We start from the raw sequence: 17311 nt of genomic DNA, 5'->3' as shown, positions 1-17311 counted from the left end.
TTACTGTGGAACTGAAGGGTACTAAAAACGAATTACAAATGTTCTTAAATGACCTATATGCTCCAATAGAGAATCGCTTTACTGCTGGTCGTGCAGGCATCGAAATGGGGGCGACAGGATCTATATACAATGAAGCTACTGCGCTTATGGAAGCCTTCGCCCGTCCTTTATGGGGACTTGTTCCCCATGCTAGTGGTGGAGGGGAAAGTGCACTTTGGCCGATGTTCCTAGAGGGGATCATTAATGGGACTGATCCTGAACATGAAGAATATTGGGGTGAATTCTCGACCAAAGACCAGCGTATGGTGGAACAGGCTGTGCTAGGACTGGGACTTGCTCTTGCACCGCATAAGCTGTGGGAGCCGTTGAGCGAGACTCAGAAGCAGAATGTATATAACTGGTTGAACCAGATCAATCATGTGGATCGTTCCAATCCGAATAACTGGCTAATGTTCACGGTCCTTGTAAACGTGGGTTTTAAGAAAATCGGATTGCCTTACGATCAAGAGATAATGGATGATTATTTGGAGAAGATTGATACCTACTACCTCGGTGATGGCTGGTATTCCGACGGGCTGACCGACCAGAGAGACTATTATATTGCTTTTGCTATGCACTATTACACGTTGATATACGCTAAATTGATGGCGGATGATGATCCTCAGAGGGCTGCAGTATACCGGGAAAGATCCGCGCAATTTGCCCAGGATTTTATTTATTGGTTTGCTGAGGACGGAAGTGCCATTCCTTTCGGACGTAGTCTGACCTATCGTTTTGCACAGGTCTCTTTCTGGAGTGCGCTGGTGTATGCCGAGGTCCTTCCTTTTTCATATGGCGTTCTCAAAGGAATTATAATGCGTCATTTTCGTTGGTGGTTTGATAAACCTATTGTGGGAATAGACGGACTACTAAGCATCGGATATGCTTACCCGAATCTGGTAATGACAGAGAACTACAATGCCCCAGGATCACCGTATTGGGCCTTTAAAGCTATGCTTATTCTTGCCTTGCCAGATGATCATCCTTTTTGGCAAGCGGAAGAAGAACCTCTGCCTGTATTGAAAGATCAACTGCCGCTTCAAGAGGCGCGTATGCTTGTGAGTCGTCCGGAAGGAAATAAGCATGTTATTGCCTATACCTCTGGTCAGATGGCTAACTTTGATATGGCCCATAGCGCGGCCAAATATTCCAAGTTTGCTTATTCTACGCTGTTTGGCTTCAGTGTGCCGAAGTCAGGATATGGGTTGAGTCAAGGTGCTTACGACTCTACACTAGCGCTGTGCGAATGTGATGAACACTACCGCGTACGTAGATTCTGCGAGACTTGGGAAATTGGAGAGCGTTATGTATATTCCCGCTGGCATCCTTGGAGCGATGTAAATGTGCAGACATGGATTATTCCAGCAGGTCTATGGCATGTCCGTATTCATAGCATTCACAGCGCCCGGCGTCTCGACGTAGCGGAGGGGGGATTTGCCATTGGCCAGTCTGCTGGCTTCCCGCGCAGTGAACGAGAAATCATTAATATATCTAACACTGCTGTCTCGGTGCAGTTGCCCTGGGGAATTAGTGCGATACATATGCTAAGCGGTTTTGACCGGGGTGAGTGCGTGCAACCCGAACCGAATACTAATCTGCTGAAGTCACGGACTCTTCTTCCGAGCTTGATCTCCAGACTGGAGCCTGGAGATCAAGTATTGATCTCTGCTGTCTTCGGAGCAACGAATACCCCAGAGAACCAGGCCAGTATGGCTTCGCCGCCGATTATTCAGCGACAGCCGGACGGAAGGATTGTTATCTACGATCCTCGTAACCATGAAGTACTCCATACTGTTGATGTATCAGAAAGGAGAGACAAAGATGTGGACAACGGCAATTGAAGAGGCTATTCGCAAGATCCGGAGTAATATCACGGGACATCCAGGCAAACTGCCTCATATCGCAGAGGGGCAACAATACGAATGGGGAGATAATGACGATTGGATAGAGGGATTTTATGTTGGCATGATGTGGCTTGCTTATGAATATAGCAAAGATTCATTCTATAAGGAGGCGGCAGCTTCTTGGTTAGGAGACTTTAAGCATCGTCTGGATCAGCGCATCGCCCTGGACCATCATGATATTGGCTTTTTGTATTCACTGACTGCAGTGGCGGAGTGGAAAATAACAGGCAACGAAGAAGCCCGATCTGTCGGTCTACAGGCTGCGGATACACTATGCAATCGCTGGCGGGAAACCGCTGGAATCCTCCAGGCCTGGGGTTTAGAGAGTGATCCCGAGAATGCGGGACGTATCATTATTGACTGCTTGATGAATTTGCCTCTGCTGTTCTGGGCTACGGAGGAAACAGGGGACAATCGCTATTATGATATAGCGCTCGAACATGCGTTAAAGAGCCGGAAATTTCTTGTGCGCGGGGATGCTTCCTCTTATCACACTTTTTACTTTGATCCGGCTAAGGGAAGTGCAATTCGTGGTGGAACACATCAAGGCTATGAGGATGGATCGACCTGGACTCGTGGTCAAGCCTGGGGAATATATGGTTTTGCTCTGGCTTATCGTTATACGCAGAATGAAGATTTTCTGAATACCTCTAAAAGCCTGGCTCATTATTTTATCAGTCATCTTCCAGAGGACAGTGTGGCTTATTGGGATTTCGATGTGACGGTGGAAGCGGGAACCCCTCGTGACAGCTCGGCTTCGGCAATTGCGGCTTCAGGTTTCTTGGAGCTGCTGGATCTTCTAGACGCTGATGATCCAGACCGGGCTATTTATGAAGCAGCCTTACTCCGCAGCATGAAATCCTTAGTGGAACATTATGCGACGGCTGGAAATCCGGAGGCGGAGGGACTTTTGAAGCATGGCTCCTATCATGTTAGAGGTGGACGTGTGCCTGATGGTCATATGATTTGGGGAGACTATTATTACTTAGAAGCTCTAATCCGCATGCAAACTGGAATCCGAGGATATTGGTAGTGGGAGTTTAGAGTGAGGCGAAGCTAGACTATAGAAGAAGAAAACTGCTAAGAGTAATCTCTTAGCGGTTTTCTTTTTTTATGGGTTTTATCCAACTTTTTAAATCGTAGTTAATTACTTGGAATAGTATGAATAAAATCATATCACCCCGCGTAAGGATTAATGTAAGATTTTGATAATTATTAGAAATTACAAAAAGGAGATCGTGTTTATCGGATTAATACACTATCAAATAGAAGGTAAGTGCCTATGAATTTTGACTGGGAGTTTATCTACGAGAGTTTACCGCTTTATGGTGACGCTATGTGGTTGACTGTGAAGCTGGCTTTTTTAGCTATTCTATTCTCACTCGTTATTGGATTAATGTTCAGTGTCGTCTTGTACTATAAGATCAGAGTCGTTAGTGATGTTATTAAGATCTACATCGAGCTTTCAAGGAACACGCCTTTACTTGTGCAGCTCTTTTTTCTTTACTATGGCTTACCTAAGATTGGAATTCACTTTAGTGAGATGACCTGTGCGATTGTAGGTATGACCTTTTTGGGTGGGAGCTATATGACGGAGGCTTTTCGCGGTGGGATCGAGGCAGTTAGTCAATCACAGATAGAATCAGGGCAGAGCATTGGATTGTCTAAGGTGCAGCTGGTCAGATATGTCATCCTCCCCCAGGCCTTTGCGATAAGTATCCCTTCTTTGGGGGCAAATGCTATTTTTCTTCTGAAGGAGACTTCTATTGTGGGTGCCATTGCTTTAATGGATCTGATGAATGTGGCAAAAGACTTGATCGGCTTGCATTACAAAACAGCGGAATCCCTGCTTCTTCTGGTACTTGCCTATCTTGTGTTAGTCCTGCCTTTGTCGCTTTTGTTGACTTGGGTGGAAAGGAAGGTGAGATATGCAGAATTCGGGGATTGAGGTGCTGTTTGAAGGCTCTAATTTTGAACGTTTATTGGGAGGGTTGCTTGTAACGATTGAAATTTCATTCCTCTCCATTGCTATTGGTACGCTATTAGGCATTCTTATGGGATTACTTAGGACGCTGGAATCGAAGCCATTAAGGTTTTTATTACGTCTTTATCTGGAGACCTTTAGAATTATTCCGATCTTGGTGTGGTTGTATGTAGTATATTTCAGCTTCTCCCCCTTACTTCATATCGATATCAGCGGGGAGGCTACTTCTGTATTGGTGTTCAGCTTATGGGGGGCTGCGGAGATTGGAGATCTTGTTCGTGGAGCCTTGCAATCTATGCCGAAACATCAGGTGGAATCAGCAAGGGCACTTGGGCTGAGTAGCATACAACTCTATCGGCATATTTTGATTCCTCAGGCGGTACGCAGAATGCTACCGGGAATGATTAATCTTGCTACACGAATGATCAAGACAACGTCGCTTGTGGTACTGATTGGAGTAATAGAGGTGGTAAAGATCGGACAGCAGATTATTGAACTCGGCGTGATAAAAGCACCTACCGCTTCAGTCTGGGTATATGGCTTCATCTTTATATTATATTTTTCTGTGTGCTTTCCATTGTCTAAACTCTCCAAAAGAGCTGAAACTAGATGGCAAAATTAAGGCTTAGAAAGGAACGTTTGTAATGGCAGATTCCGGAGAACTCTTACTGGAGGTTAAACAATTACAAAAATATTTTGGAGAGCGAAAGGTTCTGGACGGTATTGAATTGCAGGTGATAAAAGGAGAAGTAATCGTTATTCTCGGTCCCTCTGGATGTGGGAAAAGTACATTCCTACGTTGTCTTAACGGTCTGGAACCGGTTCAGGGAGGTGCGATACAATATCGCGGGCAGAACCTTGCGGAGGCAGTAGTAGATTGGTGTGAATTGAGGCAGCATATCGGAATGGTGTTTCAAAATTATGAGTTATTCCCGCATATGACGGTTATAGATAACATACTTTTAGGCCCTCTTAAGGTCCAAAAGAGAGAGCTTAAGGAAGCCACGCAGCAGGCGGAACTGCTATTAGAGCGGGTTGGGCTGCTTGAGCGGAAACTGGACTACCCACGACAGCTTTCCGGAGGACAGAAGCAGAGAATAGCTATAGTGAGAGCTTTATGTATGAATCCGGAAATCATGTTATTTGATGAAGTGACGGCATCACTGGACCCTGAAATGGTTCGAGAAGTACTTGACGTAATTCTGGGGCTTGCTCAGCAAGGCATGACGATGATCATCGTGACCCATGAAATGGGGTTTGCCAAGTCGGTTGGAGATCGAATCGTATTTATGGATCAAGGCAAGATATGTGAGATCGCTGTACCCCAACAATTTTTCACCCTCCCTGTGACAGAACGTGCTCAGCATTTTCTGGATATATTTCAGTACGATAAACTATAGAAATAGGAGATGAAGAGAAATGAAGAGAAGGTTGAAATGGCTAACGATGCTGGTAGGAGTTAGTATATTATTGATGGGATTGGCAGCTTGCGGCAATACTTCGGATAACAATAGTGATTCATCATCATCTAAATTTACTTCTATTGAACAGCTAAAGAAGAAAGGGAAGATAAAGATTGGTGTATTTGCAGACAAACCACCTTTTGGTTATGTGGACTCTGAGGGTAAAAACCAAGGTTTTGATGTGTATATTGCCAAGCGATTTGCTAAGGATCTTTTAGGAGATGAATCGAAGGTTGAATTTGTGCTAGTCGATGCGGCCAGTCGCGTGGCTTATCTGGAATCGGGTAAGGTTGATATCATTTTGGCTAACTTTACGGTCACTGATGAAAGAAAGGAAAAAGTGGATTTTGCCAATCCATATATGAAATTATCCTTTGGAATTGTATCTCCAAACAGTGCTCCAATTACTTCTATCGATCAATTGAAAGGGAAGAATCAAAAGCTTATTGTGGCTAAGGGGACGACAGCAGAAACCTATTTTACTAAAGAATATCCGGACATTGAGTTACTCAAATTCGATCAATACACAGAGATCTTCGCGGCACTTAAAGATGGCCGGGGTGCGGCAATAGCTAACGATAATACAGAACTCATTGCTTGGGCTAAATCCAATCCTGAATTTACAGTCAGTATTCCTGCCTTCGGGGGACAGGATACAATTGCCCCAGCGGTGGCCAAGGGGAATAAGGAATTGCTGGACTGGATTAATACAGAACTTGATACCCTGGGTAAAGAACAATTTATCCACAAAGCCTACAAAGAAACATTAAATGAAATTTACGGCGAAGGGTTTACCGATGAGCTTGTAGTCGAAGGTGGAAAAGTTCAGTGAATTATTAAGAATCCTATTGTCAGGGCATCTGAAAAGATGCCTTTTCTTAGGTATTGCTATTGCAATTTCTATAATGCCGAGTATAATACTGGGTATACACAGAATAAGGAGTCGGTGAAAATGTCTGTCGATGATTATCTGGATCTACTAAACTACGCCAAAGCAATTAACGATGGGCAGTGGCAAGCTGACATCATAGACCATTTGAAAAAGCTGAATACAGCTTCTCCTGCTGAGACAACAGAACAAAGCGTGAAAGAGCTGTGGATTCAATTCGATGATATAAACGCAATATTAATGGATTTATTTAGTAAGCTGAGGGAAAGTGGAGATCTAGTAGAGCAGTATCGGTGGAAAGAGAAAATCTGGGAGTTAAAGCTGGAACGGATTAATATATCGAAGAAAATTCAGAATAGATTTATCAGGATATAATTCAAGCCTATTTTGTTTCTAAAGAGAAAATAAAAAAAGGCATGCAGTTAGTCTGCTCTGCCAAACTTACGATGGTCTATTGGCTACTTAGACATTTGCATTCCTTCACGCATCATTGTCATACACATAGTCATCATTTCATCGCAGTCCTGCATTTTTTTCATCATCATATCCATGTTCATGTCCATCATGCCCATTTCAGACATTTTTTCCATGCCCATCTTCATACAGTTCATCTTCGCCATCATATCATCCATACACATGTTCATCATCATTTCCATACACATCTTGTCCATGTTTAATTCCTCCCTTCTTTTAAATTACCTTTCTTCCATAAAATACTATATAACTTTGTAACAATCAACGCTTTAATCGGTATTTTACTAACTAATTTTTCTTTTTTGTCATAATTATGTATATCCATACCTTGCTGATGTTATTAATCAGAATACTTATTTCGAATCGGTGACTATAGGCTAATCGCCATAAGTCAGCGTTTTTTTGCGTTCTAAAGAGAATGGCAGGTCATACAAAGACGAGATCTTTTTTTTATAAATATTGAAATTAATATTCAGTTAAGAATCCCTTCACTATCAGTTTACGATTCAGAGTTAGAGTTAAAGGAGGCCATGAGAAAAAGGAGCTTTGTCATGAACACAGATCCTAAGGTACTTATTGTTACTTCGGCATTTGGAGACGGGCATATGAAAGTGGCTGAGGCCATCGAACATTCATTTCGACGTAGAGGGATTAGTCGGATTACCACCTTGGATCTATTCGCTGCAGTCCATCCTACCCTGAATGAGTTGTCCCGAAAATTCTATTTAAACAACACAGGGTATACGCAAGAATTTTATGGATTCTTGTACACGGTGACGAGCAAGATGAGACCAGAACAGTTCATGGGTAAACTCTTACATTCTATGGGCAAACGAAAAGTACGAAGGATCATCAACGAGATACAGCCGGATATCATTATTCATACTTTTCCTTATTTGGCCGCTGCTGAGCTAGCATTAACAACAGGCAGTCGAATGCCTCTGTTCACCGTTATGACGGATTATGTGGTTCATGGCAGGTGGCTTCATCCACAAACGACGAAATATTTTATCGCTTCAGAAAGCATGAAGGCAACTTTGATGTCAGCAGGGATCGCTGAAGAGAAGCTTGTAGTCAGTGGGATTCCTATTCGCGAGGCTTTTGAACAGACTCAGGACCGTGAAGCGCTTTTGCGTAAACATGGGTTAAACGGAAATCGTCAATATCTATTACTAGCGGCAGGAGCTTATGGCGTATTAAGTGACATTGGCAGTTTAATAAAACGAATACTTCTTCAATCAAGCTTCGATGTCATCGTATTGTGCGGGAATAATCATAAGCTTCGAACAGCTACGATGGAGCTTTTTCAAGTGAACCCACGAGTTCACATTTTGGGATATACGGAAGAAATGCAGGAGCTGATGTGCATAGCTTCCTGTCTTTTGACCAAAGCAGGTGGGATTACATTGACGGAGGCGATGGCTCAGACACTTCCGGTTATCGTCTATCGACCGCTTCCTGGCCAGGAGGCAGGCAATGCAGAATGGTTATCTGAGCACCATTTGATAGAGATCGCACGAAATGAGGAGCAGTTAGTAGAGCGGCTTCAACGATTAGAGGATACGGTCTACAGCGATGAAAGAGAACGGCATATGAAGGGATTTTCGCGAAAATCAGCCTCGGATATTATCGTTACCGAAGCTTTAGAGGCTATTAAATTGCGTCAGCCTTCCGTTGTATCTGCAAAATCTATGGTTGTTGAAGGGCAGGCGAAAACGATTCATGGATATTATTGGTAAGAAAGAAAGATCACAGCAGACGTTTACCCGCCTTGCAGTGATTCTTTTTTTTATGGAGTGGATAAGAGGGGCTGTTCTGATCGCTTTTTTGCCGGCTTATGTATTGACGAATGGGGATCTTACAACCTCAGTGGTAGCCCTTGCGGTCTCTATACACTATTTAACAGACAGTTTGATCAAAAGCTTTATCGGTTATCTCTTGGATAGATATCCTGGGCGCACCGTGCTTCATGGAGGGTTCTTTCTTGGGTTTATTGGATTATTGATAATGGTGACAACGCATAGTCCGTGGATGATTATTGTAGCTTCAGCTTGCTTGGGTGCTGGATTCTCACCGATCTGGATTCTATGTATGAGCCAGGTATCAGAGGAAAAACGAGCACAGCAGATGGGAACCTTGTACGTATACTGGATGGCTGGTCTAGGTCTGGGCCCCGTAATGATGAATTTGTTAATTGGTGGTGGGCTGTCACTGTCCCTTGCCGTCATTGGATTATTTTTCGTAGCAGGCTGGAGCATGGTAGGTCTTGTAAGGATGAACAAGGTCTCGGTGAAGTGTGTGGATATATCCGTAGGTGAGCAGTTTGTATCTCTATGGAAAAAAGTGAAGAAGGGAGGATTTCTAGTCCCTGGCATGTTGCTGCAGACTACAGCGGGCGGGATACTGGTACCTTTTCTAACAAGCTTTGCTGTTTCTCATCTGGGTCTGTCCCATTCTCAGCTGTCTATCGTGTTATTTATGGGAGGCGTAGGCGTAGTTCTATTTCTTGTACCTATGGGAAAATGGTTCGATCAAGTGGGAGGTAAATGGTTCCTTGTCGTTGGGTTTGGCGTGTTTGCAGTTGCCTTGTTCGGCTTAACTTCTATTAACTCCTTCTCCGCCGCCATTGGGCTCTCGCTTCTGCTGGGGTGTGCTTATGCGGCTTTGCTTCCCTCTTGGAATGCCTTAATGGCTGGCTACATTCCCGAAGATTCCGTAGGGATCAGCTGGGGACTATTGTTTTCCATAGAAGGTTTAGGGGTAGTTATTGGTCCACTAATTGGAGGCTGGCTGGGAAGCTCAGGAAATGAACTGTTGCCTTTTCAAGTAAGCGCCTGTTTGTTTGGATTGATTAGTATTGTCTATTTGTTGTCACCTGCTCGATTATTTATTCACAAGAAAAAAGTGACGGAGAATCTTTAATAAGCTGCAATTAGAAAGTCCTTATGATGCGATCATTCATAGGGACTTTCTTTATTAAAAAGCAATTCACTTTAGATTTCTCAAGTTATGATGGACTGATAACGGATGAAGATTATAAAGAAATTCGCAAACTTATTAGTAGTTAATCAATTTAAGTGCTTTTGCAACTCCCCTGTCTTCCGGCGCCGACGACTCATGAATACTAAAGATAATGCAATAATCGTGAGAATAATCCCAAGTACTTGAAACCCCTCGAAGCTGAACTTATCTCTCATTACGATTCCTATCAACAAGGAAGAGAGGATAGTTCCCATATATCTTGATGTATTAAATAATCCGGATGCTACACCGATGATTTCCTTTGGTGAACTTTGGAACAAAGCTGCTTGCATACCTACATTATTCAACCCGTTGCTAATCCCGAATGCAGCCAAAACCAGACACACGCTAATAACCGGTGAAGATTGATTCAAGGTCACGAGCCATACCGATCCCAAAGTCATTAAAATTGCAGAGACCAGCAATGCCGGTCCTGGTCCGGATTTATCGATCCATCGTCCTGCTATTGGCGAAGTAACTAGAGAACAGAGGCCTAAGGTTAGCATAAGTATCCCTGTTTGATACTCGCTGATATGGCGAACCATTTGTAAGTAGGACGGAATTCCGAAAAAGAGTGAGTAATAAAGTACGTTAACGAGCATGAACTCTACATTAACCCAAGTCATCGCAGGATATTTAGCGAATGTGCGTAAAGGAATAAAAGGTGAGGCCGCTTTTAACTCATGTCGTACGAATACTCCCAGCAGAGCGAGTCCTATCAGTGAAACAATGACATTTTCTAAAGCGATGTGCCCAGATGATTTTGCTGAGAGTAATCCAATGAGGAGAGCAACCAGACCCATTGTGAAGAGCAGGATCCCTGATCCATCCATCCAATCGAACCATTTGCGAAGGGACATGCCTGATGCAACGGTTAATGAAGAGTTTTCCTTAGGGATATTTCTCCAAGACAATAGAAAGCTCACTACCACAAATGGAATATTGACGAAAAAGATAGCCGGCCAGCCCCACCAGTGAATGATAACCCCGCCAATAAAGGGTCCAATGGCTGCCGCACCGGATAGGAAGATGGACAAAACAGACAGCGCTGTCGCTTGTTTTTCCGTTACATGAATTCGCACTATAGCCATCCCAACGGCAACCATCATGCTTGTTCCAATGGCTTGCACAATGCGGAACACGATGAGCCACGCGAAGCTTGGTGCGAATGGAGCTAATAATGAGGCAATGAAGGCTACTACAAGCCCGGTAAGAAATATCTTCCTCCTACCAAATAAATCGCTGGCCTTTCCCATGACGGGTTGAGCGATGCTGCTAGCAATGTAAAATGAAAAAATAATCCAGGAAACACCTGTATAGTCAAGTTGAAATACATTTTGCAATCTTGGAATAGCAACAGAAACCATTGAAGAGTTTAATGGGTTCAATAGTATCCCTAGACCCACTGAAATCATTAACCACCGATTACGAGCACTCATTTTGGGTCCCCCTAAAGCGTATTAATGTCATCCTACTTGATTTTAATTATTCATTCCAACGCATTTTATGTTATATTCTCATTGACCTAAAGGAATGAATGGGGTGCGAAATGGAACTTCTACAGCTGCAATATTTTCTCGCGGTAGCTCGGTTGGAACATGTGACCGAAGCTGCACGAAATCTGCACGTTACTCAATCATCACTTAGCAAAACAATACAGCGCTTGGAGGAGGATTTAGGGGTACCTTTATTCGATCGAGTAGGGCGGAACCTGCGTCTGAATGAGTTCGGAAGAAGATTCCTTCGCCGTGCGGAAAGAGCTTTGTTTGAATTGGAACAGGGAAAGCAGGAGCTTAGCGATTTATCTCACCCGGAACATAACACGCTAGAATTAGCGGTGACCACCGCCAGTACATTACCCAATATCCTTCGCGAGTTTCGGAAAAAGCGACCCGATATTCAATTTCATGTGCAGATGCTGACTACGAAGGAAATGGTTACACTTTTGGATAGAGGAGAGGTGGATTTTTGCTTGTCATCCCCTCCTATAGAAGGGGATGACATCGAATGCCAAATCGTGTTTATCGACCCAATCCTTGTCGCTGTACCTAAGGGGCATCGTTTGGCAGATCGAAGCAGTGTATCCTTGACTGAGTTAAGGGATGAATGGTTTGTAGGTGTTAAGAGTGGTTATGGAACTCGCGATTTAATAGACTCTGTGTGCCAATCGGTTGGATTTACGCCTAAATATGTGTATGAGGGGGATGAACCTGCAAGATTAATCACTCTTGTGGAAGCTGAAATCGGACTAGCCTTCATACCAAGTACGGCAAGAAATTCACGGGAAGACATCAAATATCTCCAAATAGAGAATCACGAATTGGTACGGGAAATTGCTCTAATATGGCACAAGAGTCGGTACATTTCTCGGGCTGCTTTGGAATTTCGTGAGGTAGTTGTAGAATATTTCGGATCGTTATCAAGTCAATTTGGGGTGGAGCTATGAATAGCTGGGAAACAGCTTTGTCAAAGGTATGTGAGCTTTATTTTTCATCGGATGTGAATTCGGAATTAGAATGGATCTTGGTTGGCTCGGTGGGTTCGGTTTTACAGGGCTGCGAAATGACTCCGGGAGACGTTGATATTTATATAAAGAATAAAGAGGGGATTGCACAATTTGCAGAACTATTTAAAGCTTATTCCCTGCTGGATAAATGTGAATTCCCTCATGGAGAGAACTGGTTATCCTCTTTAGAAGAACCTACATACACGCAGACCTTTTCTTCGGGCTTTTCATGGACAAAGGGGAGTTGGATCATCGATGGATTTAAAGTGGAAGTCGTTCATATCTCCAACTCAGCGGGAATTCCTGATTCTATGGATGGCGATGGGATATGGGAAGGCGGACAATTCATTTGGAGCCATTTTAAGAATGTGACAATCGGACGGTACACTATTCCTACGGTTCCTCTAGAAATACAGCTAGAATCTAATTTAAGACGACAACGGTCAGACAGGACACAAGCGATTATTACTGCATTGCAAAAATATGGCTACGATCAAGAACTAATCGAAAAAGCTCTATCAAAGAAACACTTACCTTATTTTTATTCTCAAATGAATTGAGCAAAGGAGATTATTTTTAAAAAGGGAATTAACTGGTATAATATGGTTTATAATCATGGAGGGGGTTGATTCCTATGTCAGACTTTTTTGATCCAGGATCTAATTCAAATATGACGGATCCTGGTGGTCATAAAGCAAACCATGATGTCAATGCGCAAAAATATCATACACAAGGCGTCCCTGGGTTTTGGAGCGAGGTAACCAATCTGTTGATCGCGGTGGCAATAATTGCGGTTATTTTCTTACTCATATGGATCTTCTAATGGCCTTGTAATCAAAAAAAGACAGCCCTCATTAAACTTGAGAGCTGTCTTTATCGTTATTGAGCTGAGAATCCTCCATCGATGACTATTTCCGAACCTGTAATGTACGAAGATTCATCTGTTGCCAGAAACAGCGCCGCTTGGGCAATATCGATGGCTTGGCCCAAACGCTGCAAAGGCGTTGCCTGAATTAATTGGTCTAACAGGTCCTTTGAGGTGCTTAAAGCTTGAGTCATTGGTGTTTCAATGATGCCAGGGAATAGAGTGTTTACTCGTACGCCTTTACGACCAAAGGTTGTAGCAGCCGCTTTAGACAATGCGCGAACCGCGCCTTTGGATGCCGAGTAGTGATTAAAGCCTTGGCCGATGAGAGCTGTGTAAGAAGAAATATTGATGATCGAGCCTTTCTTTTGGGCTGCCATATAAGGTGCGACATGTTTAATCCCAGCGAATGGACCATAGCCATTGATGGAGTTGATTTTCTGCCAATCCTCAATGTTAATTTGATCAAATGGTTTTTCAGAAGAAATACCAGCGTTATTGACAAGAATATCAATCTTACCAAAACGATCATGTATTTCCTTTGCTAGCGCCTTCCAATCCTCATCTGAGGCAACATTTAATTTCATTCCATAAACATTTTGCTTCTGGCTTGCTTTTTCTAGCGCTGCTTCATTAATGTCTGCAGCAATAACGATAGCTCCCTCTTGTGCAAACAGATCTACCATGCTCTCGCCAATACCCGAAGCACCGCCTGTAATGATAGCTACTTTATTGTCTAATCTTTTCATTTTATATTCTCCTAACGTATTTAATATATTTTGTGAACAATGCTCTTCTCTATGCCGAACTGTTGTTTAATTCCAAAGTCCTGCTTTTTCTAGTTTCTTCTTACCGTTGAAAGCTATGACCAGTAATACAATATTTACGATTAACATAATCCCAACTGCATACAAAATGGAGGAATAGCTGCCAGTCCATTCAGCGATGAAACCGTAAGCTGGTAGTGCGACGATACCTGCGACAGCTAATCCGATAACAGCTGAAGAATAGATTTGTGCATATTCTTTATTATTCCCAAACAATGCAGTTGTGAGTAGGGGGCCTAATGTTCCGATTGAAGCGACTACGAACCCATAGATTGCAATAGCTATATTAAAGACGACTGGATTCTCAGGAATAGTTGTCAGTAAGATAATTGGAACTAAGCCTAGTACCATTGCAAAGATGGCTGTATTTCTAGCGCCTATTTTATCTGTTAATGCTCCAAAAGCTAATGCCCCGATCATTACACCGATAGACCAGCCACCCATTGCACTACCTGCAAATGTGACATCATAACCGATTCCCATTGCAAACGGTGCTACGTACTGACCAAAGCTTCCGATGGAAGTAATAAAGAAAAAGAACAGAAGTAGTGCATAGAATGCAGTAGATTTTCTTGCTACAGCTGCTTTGATGCCTTTAGCTGTAGTTGTTTGTGCTGTATTCTCTTCTTTTACTTCATCCGCGCCTAAGGCTTGCAAGCCTTTTTGCCCTGGAGCCATTTTGATTGTAAGGATAACCGTTGGAATAACAACTGCCATTACTAATATGCCCAAGAAGATGTAGGTATATCTCCAGCCTTCGCTAGCGATTAAGTTACCTGCCATAGGCTGAAGGATAGCTCCGAAGATACCACCTGAAGCCACTGTAATTCCCACGGCTAATCCATTATGTTTTTTGAACCAGTTGTTGATAAGTACGGGAGCCGCCATTTGAGTAACAAATATAGAACCAATTGCCATAGGGATCGAGAATAAGTACCATCCCCATACCGAGTTCATAAATCCAAACATTGCGAAGGATCCAGCTTGTAGAATAACCCCTCCGATTAACAGCACCTTAATATCAAATTTACCCATCATCTTCCCTGCAATTGGAAGAAATATCATCGTTACTATAGATGAAATACTAAAGTATAAGGATAGACTCCCCATACCAATACCTAAATCCTGTGTTACAGGTGTCAAGAATAGTCCGCCTGCTGTCATAACGCCACCTTTTGCAACTCCAACCATTAAAGCTAGTCCTACTAATACCCACCATGCGAAATGGATTTTCTCTTGTTGTGGTTCATGATGTTCGCCTCATTTTCTCTATGATGAAATACCTTTACAGTGAACTTCACAATCGCAAGTGCTTATTAATGTTTAGCTTCTTACTTTTATAAAGTTTATTGTTTTACTATAGTAACCTGTCTATTAGTTTGTGTCAATATTGTGAATAAAAGAACTTAAAAAGCCTTCGCACACCATACCCAAATCTCATTCCTCAGACGGAGAAAGTATCCATCTGGAGCCAGTTATCTAAATTTAGATACTAAAATAAAATGAATTTAACAATGGAACACTCTGTTAAATCGTACGAGAGAGGATGGTTATAAGGTGGAGAAAATTATAGAAGTACGAGGGATTAGCAAGGTGTACGAGAAAAGAAAGACGAAAGAAAAGATCCATGCCGTTCGCGATGTTTCTTTTCATGTGAATCGTGGAGAGGTGCTTGGTTTACTAGGTCCCAACGGTGCTGGGAAAACATCAACAATAAAGATGCTCTGTGGTTTGTTAGAATCGGATGGGGGTTCTATATCCATTAATGGCTTAGATATTTGTAAGAAGAGACTCAAAGCGCTAGAGCATATCAGCGCTGTATTAGAAGGGAACCGAAATTTATATTGGCGTCTTACGGTTCGGGAAAATTTAGAATATTTTGCAGGTAACCGGGGGTACTCTCGGAAGCAAATAGCCGATCAAACAGATAAATTATTAGAGCAATTCAACCTTAAAGAAAAGGAGGATGAGCTGGTTAATGGATTATCTCGGGGGATGCAGCAAAAGCTGGCAATCGCTGTGGCGCTATTAGCTAATACGGATGTCATCTTGCTGGATGAGCCAACGCTCGGTTTGGATGTTGAGGTTAGTTATGAATTACGAAATATTCTAAAAACGATAGTGAGGGAAGAGAAACGTACGATCATTATTAGCTCACATGATATGCCTGTCGTTCAGGAGCTGTGTGACCGTGCCATTATCATTAACAAAGGTGAAGTTGTGATTGACGACAGGGTGGAGAATTTACTTAAGCTATTTGAAACAAGAGCATATTCCATTAAGCTGGGCGAGCAATTAAGCCTAGAACAGGAGAACAAACTGTTGAGTATATTTCCTTTAAGTACTTATAAAGCAAGCTCTCATGAAACGATCGTGGAAGTGAATTTAGAGCATGGTCAGGATATCTACGAGTTGTTCGACCTTCTGAAAGAGGAGGGAACGATGGTGGAAAGTATTGATCGAATAACCATTGATTTTGAACAAGTGTTTATTCAGATTGTGAAGGGAGGTAAGACTCATGAAATGGCTCCATTTATTTAATGCTAATTTTCGTAAGGAATATATTGAGATGAAACGTTATTTACCGAACACGATTGCATTAGTAGTCACTTTTTATATTATATTTCTGGCTGCATTTTTTGGAATTATGTTTATAGGGGATCCAGCTAGTTTTGATACGAATGTTCAATATTCAATTGTCAGTGTGGTCTTTTGGAGCTTAACGATGATGACGATGAACTTTATTGGTTATTCGGTAATCACAGAAGCGACGCGTGGAACGTTAGAACAGTTATATATGTCTCCCATGGGTGTGTGGAAAATTATGCTCACGCGGATCGTCAGTCAATTGGGCTTACAGTCCGTCATTATGATTCTCTTGCTGTTTGGTGCGATGCTAACCTCGGGACAGTGGTTGAGTCTTAATCCCATGACAACGATCCCAATCATTATAGTTACTATGATAAGCATGGTAGGCGTTAGTTTTATGATTGCTGGTTTGGCTATTATTGTGAAACAAATTCAAGCATTTCTACAGATATTCCAATTTGTCTTGATGGGACTTGTATTTGTTCCGATAACTGTAGCTCCGTTTTTAGCTTTTGCCCCTTTCGTTAAAGGAGTGAATATGGTAAGAACGGTGATGCTAGAGAATCTAACGTTATCGGATTTACCTTTATCTGACTATGGCGTATTAATATTAAATTCGCTGGTTTATTTGATTCTAGGGCTTGTTGTGTTTGATCGCTGCGAGAAAATAGCCATGAAGAAGGGTCTTCTGGGGCAATACTAGCGTACACAATCGTTTCACCGCCCGGGTATAGCTAATACTTATAGCCT

General features: G+C 42.5%; 18 protein-coding genes. 14 read left to right on the top strand and 4 right to left on the bottom strand.

What is annotated here, in order from left to right:
* Positions 1–5 precede the first annotated feature (5 nt).
* From QNH28_RS21815 to QNH28_RS21785, 7 genes are all read left to right on the top strand, one after another.
* Positions 6–1880 (top strand): DUF2264 domain-containing protein, encoded by a 1875-nt coding sequence (locus QNH28_RS21815; RefSeq protein WP_283908525.1) that lies wholly within the window; start codon positions 6–8, stop codon positions 1878–1880.
* Complete coding sequence (locus tag QNH28_RS21810) at positions 1861–2976, top strand: glycoside hydrolase family 88 protein (RefSeq protein ID WP_283908524.1); 1116 nt, start codon at positions 1861–1863, stop codon at positions 2974–2976. Before QNH28_RS21815 ends, QNH28_RS21810 begins: the two co-directional genes overlap by 20 nt.
* 249 nt (positions 2977–3225) lie before the next feature.
* A complete protein-coding gene (locus tag QNH28_RS21805; protein WP_283908523.1) occupies positions 3226–3891 on the top strand; it encodes an amino acid ABC transporter permease in 666 nt (221 codons plus the stop codon).
* Complete coding sequence (locus tag QNH28_RS21800; protein ID WP_283908522.1) at positions 3872–4549, top strand: amino acid ABC transporter permease; 678 nt, start codon at positions 3872–3874, stop codon at positions 4547–4549. The genes QNH28_RS21805 and QNH28_RS21800 overlap by 20 nt, the downstream gene beginning before the upstream one ends.
* Positions 4550–4571: 22 nt before the next feature.
* Entirely contained in the window at positions 4572–5327 is a 756-nt protein-coding gene (locus QNH28_RS21795) for an amino acid ABC transporter ATP-binding protein (RefSeq protein ID WP_283908521.1), read from the top strand.
* Positions 5328–5346: 19 nt separating this feature from the next.
* Positions 5347–6222: a cysteine ABC transporter substrate-binding protein gene (locus QNH28_RS21790; protein WP_283908520.1), complete on the top strand. Its 876-nt coding sequence runs from the start codon at positions 5347–5349 to the stop codon at positions 6220–6222.
* Positions 6223–6342: 120 nt separating this feature from the next.
* The gene (locus tag QNH28_RS21785; RefSeq protein ID WP_283908519.1) at positions 6343–6654 is read left to right on the top strand and encodes a hypothetical protein; all 312 of its coding nucleotides are present in this window, start codon (positions 6343–6345) and stop codon (positions 6652–6654) included.
* 83 nt (positions 6655–6737) lie between these two features.
* Here QNH28_RS21785 and QNH28_RS21780 read toward each other — a convergent pair whose 3' ends face one another.
* Positions 6738–6950, bottom strand: coding sequence for a hypothetical protein (locus QNH28_RS21780; RefSeq protein WP_283908518.1), 213 nt, complete (start codon positions 6948–6950; stop codon positions 6738–6740).
* 354 nt (positions 6951–7304) lie between these two features.
* Between QNH28_RS21780 and QNH28_RS21775 the strand changes: the two genes are divergently transcribed.
* Positions 7305–8492, top strand: coding sequence for an MGDG synthase family glycosyltransferase (locus QNH28_RS21775; protein WP_283908517.1), 1188 nt, complete (start codon positions 7305–7307; stop codon positions 8490–8492).
* Complete coding sequence (locus tag QNH28_RS21770) at positions 8476–9675, top strand: MFS transporter (protein ID WP_283908516.1); 1200 nt, start codon at positions 8476–8478, stop codon at positions 9673–9675. The genes QNH28_RS21775 and QNH28_RS21770 overlap by 17 nt, the downstream gene beginning before the upstream one ends.
* Positions 9676–9821: 146 nt before the next feature.
* On the opposite strand, the gene QNH28_RS21765 is transcribed toward QNH28_RS21770, so the two are convergent.
* A complete protein-coding gene (locus QNH28_RS21765) occupies positions 9822–11213 on the bottom strand; it encodes an MFS transporter (RefSeq protein ID WP_283908515.1) in 1392 nt (463 codons plus the stop codon).
* A gap of 110 nt (positions 11214–11323) precedes the next feature.
* On the opposite strand from QNH28_RS21765, the gene QNH28_RS21760 reads away from it, so the two are divergent.
* From QNH28_RS21760 to QNH28_RS21750, 3 genes are all read left to right on the top strand, one after another.
* Complete coding sequence (locus tag QNH28_RS21760; RefSeq protein WP_283908514.1) at positions 11324–12220, top strand: LysR family transcriptional regulator; 897 nt, start codon at positions 11324–11326, stop codon at positions 12218–12220.
* Positions 12217–12840 (top strand): nucleotidyltransferase family protein, encoded by a 624-nt coding sequence (locus tag QNH28_RS21755; RefSeq protein ID WP_283908513.1) that lies wholly within the window; start codon positions 12217–12219, stop codon positions 12838–12840. The genes QNH28_RS21760 and QNH28_RS21755 overlap by 4 nt, the downstream gene beginning before the upstream one ends.
* Positions 12841–12914: 74 nt before the next feature.
* Positions 12915–13103, top strand: coding sequence for a hypothetical protein (locus tag QNH28_RS21750; protein WP_283908512.1), 189 nt, complete (start codon positions 12915–12917; stop codon positions 13101–13103).
* A gap of 56 nt (positions 13104–13159) precedes the next feature.
* Here the strand turns inward: QNH28_RS21750 and QNH28_RS21745 are convergent, their stop codons facing one another.
* Together QNH28_RS21745 and QNH28_RS21740 are read right to left on the bottom strand one after the other, a co-directional pair.
* Positions 13160–13894 carry an SDR family NAD(P)-dependent oxidoreductase gene (locus QNH28_RS21745; protein WP_283908511.1) on the bottom strand — a complete coding sequence of 245 codons (735 nt, stop codon included), beginning with the start codon at positions 13892–13894 and terminating at the stop codon, positions 13160–13162.
* 66 nt (positions 13895–13960) lie between these two features.
* Positions 13961–15163 (bottom strand): MFS transporter, encoded by a 1203-nt coding sequence (locus tag QNH28_RS21740; RefSeq protein ID WP_283908510.1) that lies wholly within the window; start codon positions 15161–15163, stop codon positions 13961–13963.
* Between the two features lie 366 nt (positions 15164–15529).
* Between QNH28_RS21740 and QNH28_RS21735 the strand changes: the two genes are divergently transcribed.
* Both QNH28_RS21735 and QNH28_RS21730 read left to right on the top strand, forming a co-directional pair.
* Positions 15530–16513 (top strand): ABC transporter ATP-binding protein, encoded by a 984-nt coding sequence (locus QNH28_RS21735; RefSeq protein ID WP_283908509.1) that lies wholly within the window; start codon positions 15530–15532, stop codon positions 16511–16513.
* The gene (locus tag QNH28_RS21730; RefSeq protein WP_283908508.1) at positions 16491–17264 is read left to right on the top strand and encodes an ABC transporter permease; all 774 of its coding nucleotides are present in this window, start codon (positions 16491–16493) and stop codon (positions 17262–17264) included. The genes QNH28_RS21735 and QNH28_RS21730 overlap by 23 nt, the downstream gene beginning before the upstream one ends.
* Positions 17265–17311 lie beyond the last annotated feature (47 nt).

This window comes from Paenibacillus sp. G2S3 (genome assembly GCF_030123105.1).
GTDB lineage: Bacteria > Bacillota > Bacilli > Paenibacillales > Paenibacillaceae > Paenibacillus_AQ.
The sequence above is the reverse complement of the archived record's forward strand: the minus strand, read 5'-3'. Positions and strand labels throughout refer to the sequence as shown.